17 protein-coding genes are annotated in these 23,181 nt (G+C 74.2%); 9 read left to right on the top strand and 8 right to left on the bottom strand.

Annotation, left to right across the window (positions count from 1 at the left end; all coding sequences use genetic code 11):
• Positions 1 to 210 precede the first annotated feature (210 nt).
• A complete protein-coding gene (locus AB0D94_RS35155) occupies positions 211 to 1,113 on the top strand; it encodes a hypothetical protein (protein ID WP_362061031.1) in 903 nt (300 codons plus the stop codon).
• Between the two features lie 53 nt (positions 1,114 to 1,166).
• Positions 1,167 to 5,882, top strand: a complete 4,716-nt coding sequence (locus tag AB0D94_RS35150) for a hypothetical protein (protein WP_362061028.1) — start codon at positions 1,167 to 1,169, stop codon at positions 5,880 to 5,882.
• 152 nt (positions 5,883 to 6,034) lie between these two features.
• On the opposite strand, the gene AB0D94_RS35145 is transcribed toward AB0D94_RS35150, so the two are convergent.
• Positions 6,035 to 6,472 (bottom strand): hypothetical protein, encoded by a 438-nt coding sequence (locus tag AB0D94_RS35145; protein WP_362061025.1) that lies wholly within the window; start codon positions 6,470 to 6,472, stop codon positions 6,035 to 6,037.
• 424 nt (positions 6,473 to 6,896) lie between these two features.
• On the opposite strand from AB0D94_RS35145, the gene AB0D94_RS35140 reads away from it, so the two are divergent.
• From AB0D94_RS35140 to AB0D94_RS35125, 4 genes are read left to right on the top strand one after another with little or no spacing between them, the layout of a single operon-like run.
• Entirely contained in the window at positions 6,897 to 9,767 is a 2,871-nt protein-coding gene (locus tag AB0D94_RS35140) for a nitrate- and nitrite sensing domain-containing protein (protein WP_362061022.1), read from the top strand.
• Entirely contained in the window at positions 9,764 to 10,201 is a 438-nt protein-coding gene (locus tag AB0D94_RS35135) for a roadblock/LC7 domain-containing protein (RefSeq protein ID WP_031146667.1), read from the top strand. The genes AB0D94_RS35140 and AB0D94_RS35135 overlap by 4 nt, the downstream gene beginning before the upstream one ends.
• A 10-nt stretch (positions 10,202 to 10,211) precedes the next feature.
• Positions 10,212 to 10,694 carry a DUF742 domain-containing protein gene (locus AB0D94_RS35130; RefSeq protein ID WP_362061018.1) on the top strand — a complete coding sequence of 161 codons (483 nt, stop codon included), beginning with the start codon at positions 10,212 to 10,214 and terminating at the stop codon, positions 10,692 to 10,694.
• Positions 10,675 to 11,301, top strand: coding sequence for an ATP/GTP-binding protein (locus tag AB0D94_RS35125; protein WP_362061015.1), 627 nt, complete (start codon positions 10,675 to 10,677; stop codon positions 11,299 to 11,301). Before AB0D94_RS35130 ends, AB0D94_RS35125 begins: the two co-directional genes overlap by 20 nt.
• 146 nt (positions 11,302 to 11,447) lie before the next feature.
• On the opposite strand, the gene AB0D94_RS35120 is transcribed toward AB0D94_RS35125, so the two are convergent.
• The 4 genes from AB0D94_RS35120 to AB0D94_RS35105 all read right to left on the bottom strand — a co-directional run bounded on the left by AB0D94_RS35120 (position 11,448) and on the right by AB0D94_RS35105 (position 14,190).
• A complete protein-coding gene (locus tag AB0D94_RS35120; protein WP_362061012.1) occupies positions 11,448 to 12,638 on the bottom strand; it encodes a lipid-transfer protein in 1,191 nt (396 codons plus the stop codon).
• Positions 12,635 to 13,099 (bottom strand): zinc ribbon domain-containing protein, encoded by a 465-nt coding sequence (locus tag AB0D94_RS35115; RefSeq protein ID WP_362061009.1) that lies wholly within the window; start codon positions 13,097 to 13,099, stop codon positions 12,635 to 12,637. The genes AB0D94_RS35120 and AB0D94_RS35115 overlap by 4 nt, the downstream gene beginning before the upstream one ends.
• 61 nt (positions 13,100 to 13,160) lie before the next feature.
• A complete protein-coding gene (locus tag AB0D94_RS35110) occupies positions 13,161 to 13,499 on the bottom strand; it encodes a DUF962 domain-containing protein (protein ID WP_266938054.1) in 339 nt (112 codons plus the stop codon).
• 13 nt (positions 13,500 to 13,512) lie between these two features.
• Complete coding sequence (locus AB0D94_RS35105; protein ID WP_362061004.1) at positions 13,513 to 14,190, bottom strand: M15 family metallopeptidase; 678 nt, start codon at positions 14,188 to 14,190, stop codon at positions 13,513 to 13,515.
• Between the two features lie 29 nt (positions 14,191 to 14,219).
• Between AB0D94_RS35105 and AB0D94_RS35100 the strand changes: the two genes are divergently transcribed.
• Positions 14,220 to 14,729 (top strand): NUDIX domain-containing protein, encoded by a 510-nt coding sequence (locus AB0D94_RS35100; protein ID WP_362061001.1) that lies wholly within the window; start codon positions 14,220 to 14,222, stop codon positions 14,727 to 14,729.
• 44 nt (positions 14,730 to 14,773) lie between these two features.
• On the opposite strand, the gene AB0D94_RS35095 is transcribed toward AB0D94_RS35100, so the two are convergent.
• Positions 14,774 to 17,158: a glycoside hydrolase family 31 protein gene (locus tag AB0D94_RS35095; protein ID WP_362060998.1), complete on the bottom strand. Its 2,385-nt coding sequence runs from the start codon at positions 17,156 to 17,158 to the stop codon at positions 14,774 to 14,776.
• A gap of 244 nt (positions 17,159 to 17,402) precedes the next feature.
• On the opposite strand from AB0D94_RS35095, the gene AB0D94_RS35090 reads away from it, so the two are divergent.
• Entirely contained in the window at positions 17,403 to 19,379 is a 1,977-nt protein-coding gene (locus tag AB0D94_RS35090; RefSeq protein ID WP_362060995.1) for an acetoacetate--CoA ligase, read from the top strand.
• A 71-nt stretch (positions 19,380 to 19,450) separates the two neighbouring features.
• On the top strand, positions 19,451 to 20,413 hold the full coding sequence (locus tag AB0D94_RS35085) for a hypothetical protein (protein WP_362060992.1): 963 nt from the start codon (positions 19,451 to 19,453) through the stop codon (positions 20,411 to 20,413).
• An 85-nt stretch (positions 20,414 to 20,498) separates the two neighbouring features.
• Here the strand turns inward: AB0D94_RS35085 and ptsP are convergent, their stop codons facing one another.
• Positions 20,499 to 22,169, bottom strand: a complete 1,671-nt coding sequence (gene ptsP, locus AB0D94_RS35080) for a phosphoenolpyruvate--protein phosphotransferase (RefSeq protein WP_362060989.1) — start codon at positions 22,167 to 22,169, stop codon at positions 20,499 to 20,501.
• Between the two features lie 90 nt (positions 22,170 to 22,259).
• Complete coding sequence (locus AB0D94_RS35075) at positions 22,260 to 22,709, bottom strand: PTS glucose transporter subunit IIA (RefSeq protein WP_362060986.1); 450 nt, start codon at positions 22,707 to 22,709, stop codon at positions 22,260 to 22,262.
• Positions 22,710 to 23,181: the final 472 nt, after the last annotated feature.

Below are 23,181 nucleotides of genomic sequence, written 5' to 3'. Positions count from 1 at the left end.
CGCGCCTCAAACGCCGGCGAGGCTGAAACGGGGGCCTGCCCCCGCTTTCGGGAAGGGGCGGGGTGGGGGACAGGGTCCGACCACCGCCGAAGGCGCCGCACCGCCACGCAGCGGACGCGCCGGCACCACCCGTACCGTCCGCACCACATGCACGGCCCGCACCACCTGCACCTGCACCACCTGCACCCGCACCGCCGAGGAGACGCACCCGTGAGCGACCACCACGCCGAGCACCCCGCGTGGAGCGAGCCCGAAGCGCCGTCGGCTCCCGCCGCGTCCGTCCCCGCCGGGTCACTGACCCCGGCGGACGCCGCGGACGCGGCCCGGCTCGTCGCGTTCGGGCTCCAGCCCAAGCTGCTGCCCGCCCGCGACGCCGAGTACGCCGAGCTGCTGCGCCGCTACCGCGAGGAGCCCGCCTTCGGCCGGCTCGCCGACGCCGTCGCCACCGGCCTCGGCCTCGTCGTCCTCGAGGTGTCCCCCCGCGCGGGCATGGCCGTCGCCGCCGGCGAGGACTCCGTCTTCGCCGTGCGCATGGGCGACTACGCCCGCCGCACCGCCGCCGACTCCGCGGACCGGTTCCTGCACGGCCTCGCGCACCTGGCCGTCGCGGCCCTCGCCTTCCCCCGCCCCGAGGACCTCGCCGACGACGGCTACATCGGCCGCGTCACCGTCAACGGCGTCGACGCCTTCGTCCGCCAGACCTGCCGGCGCCTGGAGGAGCGCGCCGAGGAACTCGGCGAGAACACCGACCCCGCCACCGACGCCCCCGGCCTGGAGGCGGCCTGGCGCGTCTACGCCCGCCGCAGCGCGACCGGTGCCACCAAGGACGCCCGCCGCCTGGCCGGGTCCACCACCGGCATCGTCGGCAAGGCCGCCGCCTTCCTCACCGACTCCGGTTTCCTCCAGCGCACCGGCGACGACGCCGGAGGCACTTACCGCACCACCCCCCGCTACCAGCTCCAGGTCCGCGACATGGCGGGCAGCGCGGCGATGGCCGAGCTCCTGGAACTCGGCGTGGTCCCCGTCAGCGACGGCTCCGCCACCCTCCTGCCGCCGCCCGAGGGCGACGACCTGGAGCTGGCCGCCGACGCCGGGCTGCCCTTCCACGCCTGAGTCCTGATCCCCGTACGCCCTGCCTCACCCAGACACCACGAGAGTCCGCCGCCATGTACGAGCTGTCCCGGATCCGCCTCTACTCCATCGGGCCCGCCGGTGCGCGCTACGCCGACACCGTGCTCGACCTGCGCGGAGTCGGCGAGCCGGTGCCCCACCCGGCGCCGACCCAGGCGGAGTTCTTCGAGGACGAGCCCACCGGCCCGCCGCGCCGTCCCGCGCCCGCCGGCGTGCTGTTCCTGGAGAACGGCGGCGGCAAGTCCGTCCTGCTCAAGCTGATCTTCTCGGTGATGCTCCCGGGCCACCGCAACACCCTCGGCGGCGCCAGCTCCGGCGTGCTCCGCAAGTTCCTCCTCGCCGACGACTGCGGCCACGTCGCCCTGGAGTGGCAGCACACCCAGACCGGCGAGTGCCTGGTCGTCGGCAAGGTCAGCGAATGGCGCGGCCGCCAGGTCTCCAACGACCCGCGCAAGTTCGCCGAGGCCTGGTACTCCTTCCGCCCCGGCCCCGGCCTCAGCCTCGACAACCTGCCCGTCGCCGAGGCCACCGCCGTCCGCCCGTCCGTGGAGGGCGCCTCCGGCGCCCAGGGCCGTCGCCGCACCATGAAGGGCTTCCGCGACGCCCTCACCGAGGCCGGCAAGGCCTACCCGCACCTCGAAGTGGGCTGGGAGGAGATCCACGACCGCTGGAACGAGCACCTCACCGAACTCGGCCTCGACCCGGAGCTCTTCCGCTACCAGCGCGAGATGAACGCCGACGAGGGCGAGGCAGCCGGTCTCTTCGCGGTCAAGAAGGACTCCGACTTCACCGACCTCCTGCTGCGCGCCGTCACCGACACCCGCGACACCGACGGCCTCGCCGACCTCGTGCACGGCTTCGGCAACAAGCTCGGCCGCCGCGCCGAGCTGATGGCCGAACGGGACTTCACCGCGGGCTCGGTGGACCTGCTCACCAAGATCGTCGAGGCCGCCGGCACCCGCTCCCGGCTCCGTGACGTCCACGCCGGCGCGGAACGCCGTACGCGCACCCTGGCCCGGCGGCTGTCCGCCCGCGCCGCCGAGGAACGCGGCCGCGCCGCCGACCTCGCCCAGCGCGTCACCGGCGCCGCCCACGAGGTCACCGCCGCCGAATCGGCCCGCGCCCGCAGCGCCGCCGTCTCCGCCGAACTCGCCTACCGGCACGCCTCGCTGGCCCTGACCGTCGCCGACAAGGCCGCGGCCGCCCAGCGCCGCGAACTCCTCGAAGCCCGCACGCTGCACTCCGCCTGGCAGGCCGCCGAGACCGTACTGCGCCACCGTGCGGCGGCCGACCGCTCCGCCCGGGTCGCCGCCGCGATCCTGGAAGCCGAGCGGGACGCCGCCCCTGCGCTCGCCGCCCGCGCCACGGCCGCCACCGACCTCGTACGGGCCCTGCACACCGCCGCCGAGCACGGCGAGGGCGTGGCCAACGAGGAGGAGGAGCGTTCCGCCGGACTCCAGGCAACCGGCGAGGCCGCGCACCGCGACGCCACCGCCGCCGCCACGGCCGCCCAGCGGGCCCGCAGCGAGGCCGAACACCTCCGCTCCCGCCTCGGCGAGGTCCAGCAGGAGACCGCCGAAGCCGTCCGTGCGGGCTGGCTCGACGACTCGGCCCCCGACGCCGACCCGGCGCGCGCCGCCCTCGCCGCCGCCGACGCGGAGCAGACCGCCGTGGCCGCCTGGGACGAGGCCCGCGCAGCCGCCAGGACCGCCTCCGAAGCCGCCCGCGAGGCCACCGCCGCGGAATCCCGCGCCGAACTCACCGCCGCCCGCGCCGCGGACGCCGCCGACGCGGCCGAAGCCGCCCACGACGCCGAGCACCGGGCGGCGGCCTCCCTCGCCGCCTCCCCGCGTCTCGCCGAGCTCCTCGGCCTGCCCTCCGCCCCGGCCTTCCCGCACCCGCGCACCGGTACGCCGGCCGGCACGGGAGCCCCGGGCGGGGCCGAGGCCGCTGCCGCCGACGCCGCCGGGAGCAGGGGAGCCGTCGGCTCCGACACCCCGGCGCCGGGCCACACCGAAACCGCCGGAGGCGAGGGCGGCCTCACGGTCGCGGACCTCGACCGGAACGCCGACGACCTCCGCGGGCTGCTCACCGACGCAGTCGCCTCGGCGGAGCGCCAGCTGTTCGAGCTGCGCACCGCGGCCGCCGACGACGCCCGCATCCTCGGGGCGCTCGGCGACGGCGGTCTGCTGCCGCCCGGCCCCGACGTCCTCGCCACCGTCGAGTACCTCGGCGAGCACGGCATCCCCGCCCTCCCCGGCTGGCGCTACCTCGCCCAGTCCGTGGACCCCGCCGACCACATCGCCGTCCTCGCCGCCCGCCCCGAACTCGTCGACGGCGTCGTCATCACCGACCCCGACACCCACAGCCGGGCCCGCGAGGTCCTGTCCGCCGCCGCCCTGCTGCCGCGTTCCACCGTCGCCGTCGGCACGGCCGCCGCCCTGCTGGCGCCCGTACCCCCGGCCGGCGACGACGCGGCCTCCGGGGTGTTCCTCGTCCCGCCGAACCCGGCCATGCACGACGAGCACGCCGCCGACGAGGAACGCCAGGCGCTGCGCACCCGGGCCACCGACCGCGACGCCGAGATCCGGGACCTGGCCGCCCGCCTCTCGGGGGACCGCGAGCTCGCCGCCCGCCTCGCCTCCTGGCGCACCGGCTGCCCGCCCGGCCGCCTTGCCGAGCTCGCGCAGCAGGCCGAGGCCGCCCGTACCTTCGCCGAGGAGGCCGACGCCGAGCTCGCGGAGGCCCGTACCGTACGCGCCGAGGCCGACGAGGCAGCCGCCGACGCCGCCCGCGTCCGTGACGAGCGCCAGGACGCCGCCCAGCGCGCCCGCCGAGCCGCCGACGCCCTCGCCGGCCTCGCCTTCCGGCTGCGCGAACGCGCCGGCTGGCAGGCGAAGCTCCGTGAACTCGCCGACGAGGCCGCCGAGTCCGAGGCCCGCGCCGAGGTCTGCCTGGACCGGGCCCGCGCCGCCGACGAGGACCGCCGCGCCGCCCAGCGCGCCGCCGACGACGCCCGGCGCACCGCCCGCGCCCTGCGGGCGGAGCGAGCCGAGATCGCGGGCGCCCCGGACCCCCTCCCCGAGGACGACGGCGCCCCCAAGGCCCCGCTGCCCGACCTCCGCGAGGCCTACCGCGCCGCCTCCCAGCTCTACGAGAAGGTGGGCGTCGGCGCCGACCTGCGCGCCGAACAGGCCCGCGCCGAGAGCGACGAGAGCGCGGCCCTCGCCGAACTCGACCGCCTCACCAACAAGGTCCGCACCCGCGCCGCCCAGCTCCTCGAAGGCACCGACGGCGCCGACGGCCCCTCCCGCCAGGCCGCCGCCGCCCGCGCCGAATCCCTCGTGCAGATGCTGGAGACCCGCGCCTCCCAGGCCAGCGAGCAGCTCGGCCGGCTGCGCGGCGAGGCCGAGCGGCACGCCCCCGCCGAGGGCGGGGCGCACACCGAACTGCCCGAGGAACTGGTCCCGGCGGACGTGGACCAGGCGCAGGTCCTGCTGCGTACGGCCACCGCCCAGCTCGCCGCGCACACCGCCGCGGTGGAACACGCCCGGTCCGCCCACGCCGACCTGCTGCGCTCCCACCGGGCCGCCGAGGACGGCGCCGGCGGCTTCGACGAGACCGCGGCCATGCTCCGGGACCTGCTGCGCGACCACACGCACCCGGAGGACGAGCAGGAGCCGGCGGCCCACCCGGGCACCCTGGAGGAGGCCCGGCAGTCCGCCGCCGAGGCCCGCCGCTCCTTGCGCGGCTGCGCGGCCGAGCTCTCGGCCGCCGAGTCCGCGGTGCGCGAGGCGAGCGACATCCTGGTCCGGCACGCCAACGCCACCCGTTACGAGCAGGTACGCACCCCCGCGCGCCAGCAGATCCGCGAACTGCCCGCCTCCGCCCTGCCCGAACACGCGGCGGCCTGGGCGGCGGCCTTCGCGCCCCGGCTGCGCGTCCTCACCGACGAACTGGCGCAGCTGGAGCGCAACCGCGACAGCATCGTCGACCGGCTGCGCGGCCTCGTCGAATCGGCCCTGGCCACCCTGCGCTCCGCGCAGCGCCTGTCGCAGCTGCCGGAAGGCCTCGGCGAGTGGTCGGGCCAGGAGTTCCTGCGGATCCGCTTCGAGGAGCCCGACCAGGCCACGCTCACCGAGCGCCTCGGCGAGGTCATCGACGAGGCCACCCGCGCGGCGGTGAAGAAGAACAGCGCGGCCTCCTTCGGCGAGGGCCGCCGCGACGGCATGTCCCTGCTGCTGCGCGCGGTGCAGGCGGCGCTGGAGCCCAAGGGCATCTCCGTCGAGATCCTCAAGCCGGACGCGGTGCTGCGCGCCGAGCGGGTCCCGGTCGGGCAGATGGGCGACGTCTTCTCCGGCGGGCAGCTGCTGACCGCCGCGATCGCCCTGTACTGCACGATGGCGGCGCTGCGCAGCAACGACCGCGGCCGCGACAAGCACCGCCACGCGGGCACGCTGTTCCTCGACAACCCGATCGGCCGCGCGAACGCCACGTACCTGCTGGAACTCCAGCGGGCCGTGTCCGACGCGCTCGGCGTCCAGCTGCTGTACACGACGGGCCTGTTCGACACCACGGCCCTCGCCGAGTTCCCGCTGGTCATCCGGCTGCGCAACGACGCGGACCTGAGGGCGGGCCTGAAGTACATCAGCGTGGAGGAACACCTGCGCCCGGGCCTGCCGCAGCAGTCCCCGGAGGGGGAGACCATCCACGGCGAGATCACGGCCACCCGCATGTTCCGCCGCGGCTGAGGTCTTCCTGATGCCGTCCTGACGACGCCGTCCGGACGCCTTCTTCACGACTGCCTCGCACCGCTCGGCGCCGGGGTGCCTCCCGGGCTTCGGCCCGCTGCGCCGGCCTCCGTCCGCCGGGGGGCCGGTCCGTACTCCGGTCCGGCGGCCGGTCAGCGTCGGCCGAAGGCCGCGAGGGGCCCGTCCTCGCGGGATATTCGGGCCGGGCCCGCCTTGCGCGCCGCACGGGCGGCCCTGGCCGCCCGGCGGGCCTCGCGGCGGCGGGCCCGCGCCGTGCTGCTCGGCGCGGACAGGACCCCGTACCGCTGGTTCCACGTCTGCCGGGTGATCCACACGTCCAGGACGCCCCAGGTGGCCACGATCGTCCCCGCGACCGCGCCGAGCGCCATCGGGAAGGCCAGCCAGGATCCGGTGAGCGCGAGGAAGAAGCTGATCGTCGCCTGGGTCAGGGTCACGGCCACGATCAGCACCGCCCGCACCGCCGAGGTCCGCACCGGATCCGGCATCCGGCGCCGGCGGGCCGGTTCCTCCACCCACAGCCCGCGCCCCGGCACACCGGCCCGGCCGCCGTCCCCTGCGTCACTGCTCATGGTCCGCCCACTCCCCACCACGCGGTCCGTCATCCTGCCCGCCCCCGACGTCGTCCGGAACACCTGCACTGGACGTCTACCCAGACGTCCGCCCCCATGCGTCCCTCGAACAGACAGACGTACGGCGTCGGCGAGAGATTCCCGAATCGCGGACACCTCACCGGACGGGGTGCTGCCGGAACGAATAATTCCAGCCATCCATCCGGTTGCGGGAACCGAGGCCCCACGGAGTGTCATCTGCCACATATCGGGCCGCTCTTGACCGGAAGTATCGGACAACTGGTGATCTTCGTCCAGGGGTCCGGCCGAAAACGTCCGGACACCCCTTCGAGGCCGCTCCGTGTCAGTAGTAGGCTCACGCCGTTTAAATGACGGAACACCGACCTCCGACAACGGGGTTGAGCTGGGGGAGGCTGGGGAGGCCATGCGCTTTCGCGGGAAGTCCATCCGCCGGAAGATCGTGGCGTTGCTCCTTGTGCCGCTCGTCTCCCTGACCGCCCTCTGGGGCTTCGCCACGGTCATCACCGGCCGTCAGGCCGTCCAACTCCTCGACGTCGCCTACGTCATCGACAAGGTCGGGTACCCCATCGAGGACGTCGTCCGCGTCGTCCAGAAGGAACGCCGCCAGAGCCTCGTCGTCCTCGGCGACCCCCGCGCCGCGACCGCGACCGCCGAACTCGCCAAGCACCGCGCGGCCACCGACGACGTCGTCGAACGGATCAGCGCCAACGCCCGGGACCCCGAGGTCACCGACGAGCTGAGCGCCCCCAACGCCCAGCGCCTGCGCTCCATCCTCGCCGCGTTCCACGGCATCAGCGCCCTGCGCCGCTCCGTCGACCAGAACACCCTGGACCCCAGCCAGGCACTGGAGCTCTACAGCCGCCTCGTCGACCCCTGCTACGAGTTCCTGATGAACCTCCACGCGCTGGAGGACGTCGAGATGGACAAGCAGGGACGCGCCCTCGTCGGCATCACCCGGGCCCGCGAGGCCCTCTCGCGCGAGGACGCCGTCATCGCCTCCGCCCTCGCCGCCCGCAGCGTCGGCGCCGCCGACATCCGCAACGTCTCCGACTTCGCCGCCAACCGCACGCTGCTGTACGAGTTCAACCTCGCGATCCTCCCGGCCGCCGACCGCCAGCGGTTCGAGGAGTACTGGGCCGGCCCCGACACCAAGGCGCTGCGCGACGCGGAGGAACGGTTCCTCACCGGCGGCGCGGTCAAGAACCCCCGCGTCACCTCCGCCCAGTGGGACGAGGCCGCCGCCCAGGTCCTCGAAGACCTCGCCACCATGGGCACCGCCGCAGGCGACCGCTACCAGAAGCGCGTCGAACCCGTCGCCATGGACGTCCTGGTCCAGGCAGCCGTCGCCGGAGTCCTCGGCTTCATCGCCCTGACCGTCTCCCTGGTCCTCTCCGTACGCATCGGCCGCGACCTGGTCCGCGACCTTTCCCGGCTCCGCAAGGAGGCCCACGAGGCCTCCGGCGTCCGGCTGCCGGGCGTGATGCGCCGCCTCGCCGCCGGCGAACACGTGGACGTGGAGACCGAGGCGCCCCGCCTGGAGTACGAGAAGGACGAGGTCGGCCAGGTCGGCCAGGCACTCAACACGCTCCAGCGCGCCGCCGTCGAGGCCGCCGTCAAACAGGCCGAACTGCGCCGGGGCGTCTCCGAGGTCTTCGTCAACCTCGCCCGCCGCAACCAGGTCCTGCTGCACCGCCAGCTGACCCTCCTCGACACCATGGAACGCCGTACGGAGGACAGCGAGGAGCTGGCCGACCTCTTCCGCCTCGACCACATGACCACGCGCATGCGCCGCCACGCCGAAGGCCTGGTGATCCTCTCGGGCGCCGCGCCCTCCCGCCAGTGGCGCAAGCCCGTCCAGCTCATGGACGTCGTACGGGCCGCCGTCGCCGAGGTCGAGGACTACGAGCGCATCGAGGTGCGCCGCCTGCCGCGCCTGGGGATCGCCGGCCCCGCCGTCGCCGACGTCACCCACCTCGTCGCCGAACTGCTGGAGAACGCCACCGTGTTCTCCCCGCCGCACACCGCCGTCCAGGTGCACGGCGAACGCGTGGCCAACGGCTTCACCCTGGAGATCCACGACCGCGGCCTCGGCATGAACCCCGAGGCGCTGCTCGACGCGAACCTCCGGCTCGCCGAGACCCCCGAGTTCGAACTCTCCGACACCGACCGGCTCGGCCTGTTCGTCGTCAGCCGCCTCGCCCAGCGCCACAGCGTCAAGGTGGTCCTCCAGCGCAGCCCGTACGGGGGCACCACCGCGGTGGTCTTCCTCCCGGCGGCCCTGCTCACCGAGGCCCCCGGGACCAACGGCACGGGCGTCCGGCTGGACCCCGCCAAGGCCCGGGCCGCGAGGCCCCGCACGATCCCGGCCGGGCAGTCCGCCCGGACCGTACCCGGCGTCGTGGAGCGCGTCCCCTCGGGCCGCCCGCTCCCGGCCGCCGACCTCCGCCGCCCGGTCGAACTGGAGGCCCCGCTCGGGGCCTTCGGCCTGGACGCGGTGGACGGCCTCGACGACCCCGCCGCCCCGGACCCGGCCACCGGCCCGGCAGGCGGCGCGGCCCGCCCGGCCATGGCGACCCTGGACGACGAGACCCCGCCCAACGGCACCCCGCGCAGCGCCCTGCTCGGGCTGCGCCCGGCGGACCGGCCGCACACCGACCGGCACGTGGAGCGGGGCGGTGCCTGGAAGAGCGACCGCGAGGGCTTCCGCGACCGGGACGGCACCCGCGACCGCGACCGTGACGCGGACCGGCACGCCGGGCGCCACGACCGGCGCCCGGGCGGCGACCGCGAGCCGCTGGCCCCCACCGGTCCGGTCCGCCTGGAGACCCCGCGCCGTGACGCGGCCCATCCCGACGGCGCCCGTACCACCGGAGCGGTGCCGCTGCCGCGCCGCCGCCCCACCCCGACGCTGGTCGCCGAGCACGGCCGCCGCGTGGAGCCCCGCCCGGTCTCCGTGGTTCCGCAGCCTGCCGCCGGACCCGAGGGCGACGCCATGAAGACCGGCCCGGGCGGCACGGCGCTGCCCCGGCGGGTCCGTCAGGCGAGCCTGGCCCCCCAGCTGAAGAACTCCGCGGCGCCCGCCTCCGCGGCCCCCGAGGCGGACCCCGTACCCGACCGTGACGCGGAGGAGGTGCGGTCGCGCATGTCCGCGCTCCAGCGCGGCTGGACGGCGGGCCGCAACCAGCACGCACAGCAGCAGTCCGGGGCCGAGGCAGGCACCCCCGCCGCCGGCGGTCCCGGCTCCGAGAACGAAAACGAAGGGGACGGTCGATGACCGCACCGCAGACCGGCAACGACAGCAGGGGCCGCGGCTCAGGCCCGCTCAACTGGCTCCTCGACGAGCTCGTCGACCGGGTCGGCAGCATCCGCAAGGCGGTGGTCCTGTCCGGCGACGGCCTGCCCACCGGCAGCTCCAAGGACCTGACCCGCGAGGACAGCGAGCACCTGGCAGCGGTGGCCTCCGGCTTCCACAGCCTGGCCAAGGGCGTCGGCCGGCACTTCGACTCCGGCACCGTGCGCCAGACCGTCGTCGAGCTCGACGAGGCCTTCCTCTTCGTCATGGCGGCCGGCGACGGCAGCTGCCTGGCCGTCCTGTCCGACGCCGACTCCGACGTCGGGCAGGTCGCCTACGAGATGACGCTGATGGTCAAGCGAGTGGGCGACCACCTGGCGACCGCCCCGCGCACCGGGCTGCCAACCGGAGGGTGAGTCGGACGGCATGAACGATTCCGGCCAGGACCACCCCACCGACCACCCCGCCGGCCTCCCCGCCGACACCGGAGCCGGCGCCCGGCCCGGCACACCGGTCACGGTCCAGGGCTACGAGCACCCGCACTGGTTCGACGACGACGCGGGCCCCGTGGTGCGCCCGTACGCGATGACCCGCGGCCGGACCAGCCACGCCGGCCAGCACCGGCTCGACCTGATCGCGCTCGTCGTCGCCGAACCGGCGGCCGACGATCCGGTCTGGGACATGACCCTGTCCCCGGAACACGCCCACATCCTGGGACTGTGCCGGGGACGGCCGCAGTCGGTCGCGGAACTGGCGGCCGACCTCGACCTCGCGGTCGGGGTCGTCCGGGTCCTGATCGGCGACCTGCTCGACGACGAACTGGTCCACGTGACCCGGCCGGTACCTCCGGCCGAACTCCCCGATGAATCCATTCTGCGAGAGGTGATCGATGGCCTTCGGGCGCTCTAGCCGCACCGGTGCCATGCACGCCGTGTCGCCGGTCGAGCCGCTGACCCTGAAGATCCTGGTCGCGGGCGGCTTCGGGGTGGGCAAGACCACCCTGGTCAGTGCGGTGAGTGAGATCAGGCCGCTGCGGACCGAGGAACAGCTCTCGGAACCGGGCATCGGCATCGACGACACCGGGGGAGTGGAGGGCAAGAGCACCACGACCGTGGCCATGGACTTCGGGCGCATCACGCTCCGCGAGGACCTGGTGCTGTACTTGTTCGGTACCCCGGGACAGGACCGCTTCTGGTTCCTGTGGGACGAACTGGCCCAGGGCTCCCTCGGCGCCGTGGTCCTCGCCGACACCCGCCGCCTCGCGGACTGCTTCGCCGCCGTCGACTACTTCGAGCGGCGCGAGATCCCGTTCGTGGTCGCCGTCAACTGCTTCGACGGCGCGGACCGGCACCCCGTCGTGACCGTACGGGAGGCCCTCGACCTCGACCCCGGCGTACCGGTGCTCCTGTGCGACGCCCGGGACCGGGAGTCGGTGAAGGACGTCCTGGTGGGGGTCGTGGAACACGCGATGTCGCTGGCCCGCGCGCGCCGCCGGAGCCTGACACCGGGGGCCTGACATGGAGGCGGCCCGTACCCCCGCCGACTGGGGTACGGGCCGCGGCTCTCATGGGGGGATACGGGGTCCCGGTCGCGGCGCGGGACTGTGGAGCGAGTGTGAACCCGGCGCAGGGGGCCGTCAAGCATCCCGACAACACGCGCTGTTCAGCGCACGGCGACCACGGCCGACCCGTGTCCGAACAGCCCCTGGTTGGCGGTGATCCCGGCCCGCGCCCCGGGAACCTGGCGGTCCCCGGCGGTACCGCGCAGCTGCCACGTCAGCTCGCACACCTGGGCGATGGCCTGCGCCGGGACCGCCTCACCGAAGGAGGCCAGCCCGCCGCTGGTGTTGACGGGGATCCGCCCGCCGAGGGCCGTCGCCCCCTCCCGTACGAGCTTCGCCCCCTCGCCCTCCCCGCACAGGCCGATGTCCTCGTACCACTCCAGCTCCAGCGCGGTCGACAGGTCGTACACCTCGGCGAGCGAGAGGTCGTCCGGCCCGAGCCCGGCCTCCTCGTACGCGGCGCGGGCGATCGAGGACCGGAACGAGCCGGGCGCCGGCCGTACCGCCACCGAGGAGTCGGTGGCGATGTCGGGCAGGTCCAGGACGGTCCGCGGATAGGTCGGCGTCACCGTGGACACGGCCCGGATCCGCACCGGGTCCGCGATCCCGCGGGAGCGCGCGAAGTCCATGCTGCTCAGCACCAGGGCCGCGCCCCCGTCGGAAGTGGCGCAGATGTCCAGCAGCCGCAGCGGATCGGCGACGACGGCCGAGGCGGCGACCTCGTCGGCGGTCACGGCCTTGCGGTAGCGGGCCTTCGGGTTGAGCGCCCCGGCCGCCGCGTTCTTCACCTTGACCTGGGCGAAGTCCTCCGGGGTGTCCCCGTACACGGCCATCCGGCGGCGCGCGTACAGCGCGAAGTACGCCGGGTTGGTGGCTCCCAGCACACGGAAGCGCAGCCAGTCCGGATCGTCCGGCCGCTCGCCCCCGACCGGTGCGAAGAAGCCCTTGGGCGCGGCGTCCGCCCCCACCACGAGCACGACGTCGGCCAGCCCGGCCAGGATCTGCGCGCGGGCCGCCCCGATCGCCTGCGCCCCCGAAGCGCAGGCGGCGTACACGCTGGTCACCCGCGCCCCCTGCCAGCCGAGGGCGCGGGCGAAGGTCGCCCCGGCCACGTAGCCCGGGTAGCCGGAGCGCACGGTGTCGGCGCCGACGACGGACTGCACGTCCGTCCAGTCCAGACCTGCGTCGGCGAGCGCCGCCCGCGCGGCGGCCCGCCCGTACTCGACGAAGCTGCGGCCCCATTTCCCCCACGGGTGCATCCCGGCGCCGAGGACGGCGACGTCGGCGCTCACGACCCGGCTCCCGCGGCGGCGACCGGCCGGAACCGCCAGGTGGTCCAGGCGGTCCCGGCGTCCTCGTTCAGTACGCCGCCCTCCACCTCGACCTCCATCCCTACGGCCAGGTCGGCCACGGTCACCCCGGGCGCCGCCTGCCCCAGGACGACCATCCCCTCGGCCGCCAGCTCCACCGCGACCAGGGTGTACGGCTCCCAGGGCGCGTCCGGGTCGGACACGTACGGGGCGGGCGGCCGGTAGCGCCCGTCGGTGTAGGACCAGACCCGCCCGCGCGCGGACAGCGGCACCTCGGCGAGCTCGCCGCCGCCCGCGCAGTGCGGGTTGCGGCAGTACGCGTCCTCGCGCGGGAAGTACACGGTGGTGCAGGCGGAACACCGGGTGCCGAGCAGCCGGAAGCCGCCGTCCGGTCCGTGCTCGGTGAACCACCCGTCCACGACGGGTGTGCGTGTCTGTGCCAAGACCCCTCCCCTGCCGAATCTGACGCATCGTCAGGAGTCTGCCACGGGAGGACCGGCCCGGTCACCGGTTCTCGGCAAGCCACTTCTGGGCGATCTCGGCCAGCTCCGCGTCCCGTCCGGCCAGCATCATCCGGATCATCTGCGCGTCCCCGCGCAGCGACCACCCCGGATTCCCGAAGGTCGCCGGATTGTTCCCCTCGATCAGGAAGTGCGCGGGCCAGGCCGTCCCGTACCCGATGAGGGGGAGTGCCGCGAGATAGCGCTTGCGGCCCCGGGCCAGCCCGTAGGCCGTCACGGCGAGACCGGTGAGGGTCCCGGCGAGGTGCACCCAGCGGGTGGCGGCCCGGGAATGCATGGCGACGTAGTAGGGCCAGAACTCCTCGTACGAGCTGAATGTCATATGGGCACGGTACTCACGGCCGCACGGCGGCGACAGCGACCGGGAAATCGAAATGGGTGTCGGGGAATGCCTCGGGCCGCAAGGTGAAGTGCCACCACTCCTCAGGGAGGTTGACGAACCCCTGCTCCCCGAGCGCGCGCTTCAGCAGCTGCCGGTTCGCCCGGGCCGCGGCCCCGATCCGCGGATCATCCGTGTGCGAGAGCGGATCGAAGTAGTCGAAGGGTGTCCCCATGTCGACTTCCCGCCCCGAGAGCTCCACGAGGGTCACGTCGACCGTACTCCCGCGGCTGTGCCCGGACTTCTCCGCGATGTACCCCTCGGCAATCAGCCGGCCGCGCTCCACGTTCGGATAGAACTCCGCCTTCGTCCGCGCGTCCCCGGGGCCGTCGGGCTTCCGGGCCCACCGCACGAAGTGGTCGACCGCCCGCTGGGGCCGGTAGCAGTCGTACACCCGCAGCGTGTACCCGCGCCGCAACAACCCCCGCTGCGCCCGCCGCAGCGCCTCCGCGGCGCTGCGGCCGAGCAGGCAGACGGGCTCCTCGTACCCGTCCACCACCCCGCCGGTGAAATTCCGCGCACCGGCGTACCGCATGTCCTGGCGGATGCTCGGGTCCACCTCGTGCAGCGCGGCGAACCCGGGCGGCGCCGCCCCGCCGGCCAGCACCGCCACCAACCCCGTAACAACCGTCATCCTCATACCCCTTGGCATACCATCGCGGGATGCCGGCACAGCTGAAGGACTCGCACTGCTCCACCTGCGGAGCGCCGTACGGCTCGACCGCCTGGCCCCGTTCCTGCACCGCCTGCGGCGCCACCGCCTACCGCAACCCGCTCCCGGTCGCCGTCACCCTCCTGCCCGTCGAGGACGAGCACGGCACCGGCCTCGTCGTCATCACGCGCACCATCGAACCGGCCCTCGGCGGGGTCGCCCTGCCCGGCGGGTTCATGGACTTCGGCGAGGACTGGCGCGAGGCCGTCGTCCGCGAACTCCGCGAGGAGACCGGCATCACCGCCGACGCCCAGGAGGTCGCCCTCGCCGACGCCCTGAGCTCCCCGGCGGGCCACCTGCTGCTCTTCGGCCTCCTGCCACCGCGCCAGGCCGCCGCCCTGCCCGCCTCGACGGCGACGGACGAGACCACGGGATGGCACATCCTCCGGGCTCCGGCGGAACTGGCCTTCCCCCTCCACACCCGGGCCGCCGCCAACTGGTTCGCGGGCAGCTACGCCTGACCCGGGCCGCTCGGACGGGACCTCGGCGACAGCCCCCAGGGGCGTCAGAGCCCCCGTACGACCACGTCCTCGACCGCGTTCCCCGACTCGTCCTCCACCACCACCGCGTCCCCGAGCCAGCGCACCACGTACCGCTCCACCTTGCCCGGCTCGAAGCCAGGCCCCGGGTCCCGGATCACCACCCCGCCGCCGGTGCGCCCGCGCGCCGGAGCCCAGGCCTCCAGGGTCACCGCCCCGGTCCCGGCTCCCTCCCCGGCCCCGTCCCCGCCGCCGGTACCGGCCCGGATCGCCAGCACCGCGCCCGCCCGTGCCAGCACCGGGATCCGGCCCGGCGGGGCGTCCAGCAGGACCTGGCCCGGACCCTCGTACGCCGCCCCGGTCGCGGTGTCGTACCACCGCCCCCGCGGCAGCCTCACCGCCCGCCGGTCAGCCCCGCACTCCAGCACCGGGGCCACCAGCAGCGCGTCGCCGAGCAGGAACGCGTCCTCGCAGTCCCGCAGCCCCCGTTCCTCCGGCGCCCCCCACCACAGCGGCCGCACATAGGGGGCCCCGGTCCGCCGCGCCAGATGGGCCAGCGTCACGAAGTACGGCCGCAGCCGCTCCCGTTCCGCCAGCACCGCCCGCGCGTGCTCCTCCACCTCCGGCCCGAACTCCCACGGCTCCCGCGGCCCGGCCCACAGCGCCGAATGCGTCCGGAACAGCGGCAGGTACGCCCCGAGCTGGAGCCACCGCAGGTACAGCTCGCCCGATGGCGACCCGCCGAAGCCCCCCACGTCCGGCCCCGAGTACGGCACCCCGCACAGCCCCAGCCCCAGCACCAGCGCGAGGGAGGCGCGCAGCCCGTCCCAGCTGGTCTCGACGTCGCCCGACCACGTGCCCCCGTACCTCTGCATCCCCGCCCACCCCGACCGCGAGAAGAGGAACGGCCGCTCGGCGGGCCGCAGCCGCAGCAGCCCCTCCCACCCCGCCCGCGCCATCGCGAGCGCGTACACGTTGTGCCCCTCCCGGTGGTCCCCGCCCGCGCCGTCCATCGCGTGCCGCGCCGACCGGGGCAGCGTGGCGTCCCCGAACGGGGCGAAGGACACCGGCTCGTTCATGTCGTGCCAGAAACCCGCGAAGCCCCGCGCGAGCCGCTCCTCGTACAGCCCGCCCCACCACTCCCGCACCGCCGGATCCGTGAAGTCCGGATACGCGCACGAGCCCGGCCAGACCTCGCCGCGCACCTCCACGCCCCGCGCGTCCCGTACGAAGGCCCCGCCCGCCCCCACCTCCAGCCCCGACGCGTGCACCGGGTCCCCGGCCCGCACCGCCGGATCGACGATGGACACCAGCCGCACCCCCCGCTCACCCAACTCCCGCGCCAGCCCCGGGAGATCCGGGAACCGCTCCTCGTCCACCGTGAAGACCCGGTGGCCGTCGTAGTGGTCGATGTCCAGATGTACGGCCGACAGCGCGAGCCCGCGCTCCGCATAGCCCGCGGCCACCCGCCGCACCTCAGCCGCACTGCCGAACCCCCACCGCGCGTGCTGGTACCCCAGGGCCCACTCCGGCGGCACCGCCGCCGCTCCCGTCAGCCCCGACCAGCCCTGCAGCACCCGCGCCGGCGTCCCCGTCAGCACCCAGCACCTGAGCGGCCCGCCCTCCACGCGCAGCTCGCTCGACCCCTGCCGGTCCGCCCCCGAGCCCGCCCCCTCCTCGCCCTCGCGCAGCGTCACCCGCCCGTCCCAGGAGTTGTCGTGGAACACCAGGTGCGTCCCCGCGTCCGCCACCACCACCTGCACCGGCATCGTGATGTACAGCGGATCGTCCCCCGGCCCGAAACCGCCCCTCGGGTCGGTGTTCCACAGCCGGTACACCCCGTCCCGCAGCCGCGGTCCCGCCGCCCGCCCGCCCAGCCCGAAGAACCGCGCGTCCGCCGGCACCTCGCTGCGCTGCAACCACCGCGCCCCGGCCCCCTCGGCGCCCTCCACCGGCTCCCACCACCGCGGCGGCAGCTCCCGCCGCAGCACCGTCCCGCCCGGGGTGCGCACCTCCACCGCGCCGTGCCGCGACACCGCCACCGTCACCCGCTCCGACACCACCCGCCAGCCGCCCTCGGTGTCCGGCTCCAGCACGGCCCGCGGATCCGGCTCCGGCCCGCCGCCCACCACCGCGTACGAGGGCTCCGGCCCGGCCCCGTCCCAGCCCCAGAACACCGCGCCGCCCACGGTGACCCGTACCAGCAGCTCCGAGCGGGCGAAGCGCAGCACGCCCCCGCCCGGCCGCGGCTCCGTACCGGTCAGCAGCCCCGGCACCCGCGCCCGCTCCGCGCCCCGGCGCGGGAGCCCCACCGCATCCGCGCGCCGGTGGCGCCAAGCGGACAGCAGGGCCCGCCGTCCGCGCTCCGTACCGATGTCCTTGACCGCACGCACCAGATCACGACCGTCCATGGAGATCACCCTGCCACCGGGCCCCGGCCGCAGGTGATGCGTTCAACTGCCGTTCACCCGCAGGCGATCACTGGCGACCGGTGGCGGCCCACATGCCCCCCGCCCCGCGAGCGGCGATGACGACTCTGGTGCGGATGTCGATCACGTGGCATGGTCCCCTGTGAGCCGCCGCGCACCCACCCGCCGCGCGATGGCACCGTACGCACACGAAGCGCGAGCCACAGACTTGACCGGGAGCCGACCCATGACCTCAGCCACGCAGCCGGAACCCCTCTGGGCCCCGGGCCCCGACCGGATCGCAGCGGCCCGGATCACCGCCTTCCAGGCGTGGGCCGCCGAGCGGTACGGGGCCCCGGCGGACGGCGGCTACCCCGCCCTGCACCGCTGGTCCGTCGACGAGCTCGACACCTTCTGGCAGGCCGTCGCCGACTGGTTCGACGTCCGGTTCACCACCCCGTACACCTCCGTCCTCGCCGACCGCTCCATGCCCGGCGCGCGCTGGTTCACCGGCGCCACCCTCAACTACGCCGAGCACGCCCTGCGCGCCGCCGAGGACCCGGCCCGCGCCGGGGACCCCGCCCTGCTGCACGTCGATGAGACCCACGAGGCCACCCCCGTCACCTGGGCCGAGCTCCGCAGCCAGGTCGGAGCGCTCGCCGCCGAACTGCGCGCCCTCGGCGTACGCCCCGGGGACCGGGTCAGCGGCTACCTCCCCAACATCCCCGAAGCCGTCGTGGCCCTCCTCGCCACCGCCGCCGTCGGCGGAGTCTGGACCTCCTGCGCCCCCGATTTCGGCGCCCGCAGCGTCCTGGACCGCTTCCAGCAGGTCGAGCCGGTGATCCTCTTCGCCGTCGACGGCTACCGCTACGGGGGCAAGGAGCACGACCGCCGCGACACCGTCGCCGAGCTCCGCGCCGAACTCCCCTCCCTGCGCGCCGTCGTCCACATCCCGCTGCTCGGCACGCCGGCCCCCGAGGGCGCCCTCGACTGGTCCGCCCTGACGTCGGGCGACACCGCTCCCGTCTTCGAGGCGGTCCCCTTCGACCACCCCCTCTGGGTCCTGTACTCCTCCGGTACGACCGGCCTGCCCAAGGCCATCGTCCAGTCCCAGGGCGGCATCCTCCTGGAACACCTCAAGCAGCTCGGCCTGCACTGCGACCTGGGCCCCGAGGACCGGTTCTTCTGGTACACCTCCACCGGCTGGATGATGTGGAACTTCCTCGTCTCCGGCCTGCTCACCGGCACCACCGTCGTCCTCTACGACGGCAGCCCCGGCTACCCGGACACCGGCGCCCAGTGGCGCATCGCCGAGCGGACGAAGGCCACCCTGTACGGGACATCCGCCGCCTACGTGATGGCCTGCCGCAAGGCCGAGGTCCACCCCTCCCGCGACTTCGACCTCTCGGCCGTGAAGTGCGTGGCCACCACCGGCTCCCCGCTGCCGCCCGACGGCTTCCGCTGGCTCCACGACGAGGTGGCCGAGGACCTCTGGATCGCCTCCGTCAGCGGCGGCACCGACGTCTGCAGCTGCTTCGCCGGCGCCGTCCCCACCCTGCCCGTCCACATCGGCGAGCTCCAGGCCGCCTGCCTCGGCACGGACCTCCAGTCCTGGGACCCGTCCGGCAAGCCGCTCATCGGCGAGGTCGGCGAACTCGTCGTCACCAACCCCATGCCGTCCATGCCGATCCACTTCTGGAACGACCCCGACGGCAGCCGCTACCGCGACAGCTACTTCGAGATGTTCCCCGGAGCCTGGCGCCACGGGGACTGGATCACCATCACCGACCACGGCTCGGTGATCATCCACGGCCGCTCCGACTCCACGCTCAACCGCCAGGGCGTCCGGATGGGCTCCGCCGACATCTACGAGGCCGTCGAGCGGCTCCCGGAGATCAAGGAATCCCTGGTCATCGGCCTGGAGGAGCCGGAGGGCGGTTACTGGATGCCCCTCTTCGTCCACCTAGCCCCCGGCGCCACCCTGGACGAGGACCTCCGCGCCCGCATCAAGGCGACGATCCGCGAGGAACTCTCCCCGCGCCACGTCCCCGACGAGATCATCGAGGTCCCGGGCATCCCGCACACCCTCACCGGCAAGCGCATCGAGGTCCCCGTCAAGCGCCTCCTCCAGGGCACGCCGATGGCCAAGGCGGTCAACCCGGGCTCGGTCGACAACCTCGACCTCCTCCACTTCTACGAGGAGCTGGCCCGCACCCGCCGCTGAGACCGGCCACTGTCAGTGGCGGTGATTACTCTGAGTGAGCAAGTGATGGCGATACTCAGGGGGAGCCAGCCATGCCACCGACGAACCACGCCGGCACCAACGGCAACAGCAGTACTCGGACCAGCCGGACCAGCAGGACCAGCCGGACGAACAGCACCAGCAGGCGCCGTACGCTGCGCCGCGAAGTCCCCAGTACCGTCGGCCTCCTCGCCGACGCCGAGGACTTCGCGGCCATGTGCGGCTACCGCAGCTTCGCCTTCGACCAGCCCACCGACTACCCCGACTACCTCCACCACGTGGACGGCCTGCTCCGCTCCCTCGCGGCCCAGGCCATCCACACCACCGTCGCCCTCTTCGACCCCGAGGAGTACGCCGACTACTGCGCGGACCACGGCCTCGACCCCGACACCGCCGAAACCCGCACGCGCTTCACCGCGGAACTCGCCGGAGCCGGGGCCGGGCTGCCCTACGCGGGCCAGCCCGTCGACGAGCTCGTCCCGCTCCTCGTCGACGAGGCCGTCCGGCAGGCCACCTGGGAGTACGCCACCACCCTGCTGACCCAGGTGGGCAGCTGCGCGGACTGCGGCGAGGACATCGGCCAGGCCTCCTTCGAGCGCGCGGCCGCCGCACTGAGGCGCCTGCTCGCCGACGCCGAACCGGGCCACCACCACCTCGTCTGCAGCGTCCCGACCGAGACGGAACAGCTCGTCGCCGTCCTGCACGCCCAGACGTCCGGGGATCCGGAGGCCCTGCCCCAGGTGGAGGGCCGGCAGAGCCTCGACTTCGTGACGGTCCTGGCCGCCGGACTCGCCCTGGGCGGCCCCGGCGGACTGGTCCTGCGGAGCACCGCCGAGGGCTGCCGGGACCGGGTCCACGGCTGGCGGCTGGACCGCGGCCGCCTCACCGCGCTCTCGGCGGCCGCCGTGTTCAACGCCTACTGCACCGACGCCGACACCGGAGACCCCGTCGCCCCCGAACCGGGCGTCGAATACTGCCCGGGCTACGAGGTGGACGACCCGGGCCCGCACGGGTAGGCCGCGGCCAACGGCCGAGGGGCCCCCGCCACCGGCGAAGGCCCCTCGACACGACAACGACCCGGCGACGGGCCGCACCGACCGGCTACTCGCCGGACAGCACCGCCTGGGCGGCCACGCGGGCCTCCTCGGCGGTGTCCGTCGCACGCGCGGCGGCAGCGGCCCGCTCGCACTGGGCGAGCGTGTACTTCGCGAGCGTCGCCCGCACGTACGGAATCGAAGCCGCACCCATCGACAGGGAGGTGACACCGAGACCGGTCAGCACACAGGCCAGCAGCGGGTCGGAAGCCGCCTCGCCACAGACGCCACAGCTCTTGCCCTCCGCCTTCGCGGCCTCCGCCGACATGGCGATCAGGTCGAGCAGCGCCGGCTGCCACGGGTCCTGGAGCCGGGAGACGGCGCCGACCTGCCGGTCGGCGGCGAAGGCGTACTGCGCGAGGTCGTTGGTCCCCAGCGAGAGGAACTCGACCTCCTGCAGGATCGAGCGCGCCCGCAGCGCGGCGGAGGGGATCTCCACCATCGCGCCGAACTTCGCCCGCAGCCCGGCCTCACGGCAGGCGTCGGCGAAGGCCTTCGCGTCGGTCCGGTCCGCCACCATCGGAGCCATGACCTCGAGGTAGACCGGCAGACCCTCGGCGGCCTTGGCCAGCGCGGTGAGCTGCGTACGCAGCACGTCCGGGTGGTCCAGGAGCGAGCGCAGCCCGCGCACGCCCAGCGCCGGGTTCGGCTCGTCGGCCGGAGTCAGGAAGTCCAGCGGCTTATCGGCGCCCGCGTCCAGGACGCGTACGACGACCCGCCCCTCGGGGAAGGCTTCGAGCACCTTGCGGTAGGACTCGATCTGCTTCTCTTCGGAAGGAGCCTTCTTGCTGTCGTCCAGGAAGAGGAACTCGGTGCGGAACAGGCCCACACCCTCCGCCCCGGCCTCGACGGCAGCGGGCACGTCGGCGGGACCACCGACGTTCGCCAGCAGCGGCACCTTGTGACCGTCGGAGGTGGCGCCCGGGCCGGAGGAGGCGGCCAGCGCCGCCTTCCGCTCGGCCGCCGCTGCCGCCAGCTCGGCCCGCTTCTGCGCGGTCGGCTCGACGAACAGGTCACCCGTGCTGCCGTCGACGGCGATGACGGTGCCCTCGGCGATCTCACTGGCGCCGGGCAGCGCCACGATCGCCGGCACGCCCAGCGCCCGCGCGAGGATCGCGCTGTGGCTGGTCGGGCCGCCTTCCTCGGTGACGAAGCCGAGCACGAGCGTCGGGTCGAGCAGAGCGGTGTCGGCGGGCGCGAGGTCCCGCGCGATCAGGACGTACGGCTCGTCACTGTCCGGGACACCCGGCATCGGCACGCCCAGCAGGCGCGCCACGATGCGGTTCCGGACGTCGTCCAGGTCCGCCACCCGGCCGGCCATGTACTCGCCGGCCCCCGCGAGCAGGTCGCGGTAGGAGGCGAACGCGTCGTACACACCGCGCTCGGCGGTGCTGCCGACGGCGATGCGCCGGTCGACGTCCGCCATCAGCTCGGGGTCCGTGGCGATCATCGCCTGGGCCTCGAGCACGTGCTGAGCCTCGCCACCGGCCAGCTGGCCGCGCGCGATCAGGTCGGCCGAGACAGCCTCCACGGCCTTACGGGCGCGCCCCTGCTCGCGCTCCGCCTCATCCGCGGTGATCTGCTTGGCCGGCGGCTCGAGAACCGCCGTGCCCATGTGCCGAACCTCGCCGATCGCCACACCGTGGCTCACGCCGACGCCTCGCAGCGTTGTCTCCATTTCACCCGTCTCCGATTGAGCGGCGGACCGAAGCCGCCGCGGTGGATGTCCGACTCGCGCCTCTTTGGACGGAGGGGTCAGGCGGACGTGTCACTTCCAGTTGAAGAGAACGTCCCCGGCCTTCATGTCGCCGCTCTCGGCGACGTCGGAGAGGGACTCGGCCGAGGCCTCCAGCGCCACGACCGGGCAGATTGGGGACTTGCCCGCGGCCTCGACCGCGGCAGGGTTCCAGCGGATGACGACCTGGCCGCGCTGCACGGTGTCGCCCTTGTTGACGAGGAGCTCGAAGCCCTCGCCGTTGAGCTGCACGGTGTCGATCCCGAGGTGGGTGAGCACACCGTGCCCGTCACTGTCGACGACGACGTACGCGTGCGGGTGCAGGGAGACGACCACACCGTCGACGGGGGACACCGCCTCATAGGAGTCGCGCGCGGGATCGATGGCCGTGCCCGGTCCCACCATCGCGCCGGAGAACACCGGATCGGGCACTGCCGCGAGTCCGATGGCGCGCCCGGCAAGTGGGGACGTCACGCTGGTCATGGGGGCCTCCCAGGGGGTGGGGCTTCTTCGTGTCGCCGTCACTACCTGTCGCGAACGGCGTACTCTCAGAAGGATAAGTCACGGGTTGTACGGGTTCGCCCGGTGTTGGTCCCGACTCGGGCGGCCCTTTGGCACCGGAGACTAGTGGACTAGACCGGTGGACTAGACCATACGCCTGAATCGATTTGCCTGGCCACTGCCAGGCCTGTACTGTCGTGACTCCCGCCACGGCGCCTCGTGTGAACTTCTCGCGAACGGCCGGTGGACGGGACTCCTCCTCCTCAGTATCGATCTTGATCTCTCCATTCTTTCCGCACGCCTTTTCGGTAAACCGGTGAGTGGTCAGAGAGAAGGAAAAGCACTGATAGAGTCGGACTCGCCGAAAGGGAAACGCGAAAGCGGAAACCTGGAAAGCGAAACCCGCTTCGACCGGGAATCGGACACGAAAGAGTCTGATAGAGTCGGAAACGAA

Source organism: Streptomyces sp. NPDC048255, assembly GCF_040652415.1.
In the GTDB taxonomy this organism is placed as follows: domain Bacteria; phylum Actinomycetota; class Actinomycetes; order Streptomycetales; family Streptomycetaceae; genus Streptomyces.
This window is presented reverse-complemented; position numbering and strand designations above follow the sequence as displayed.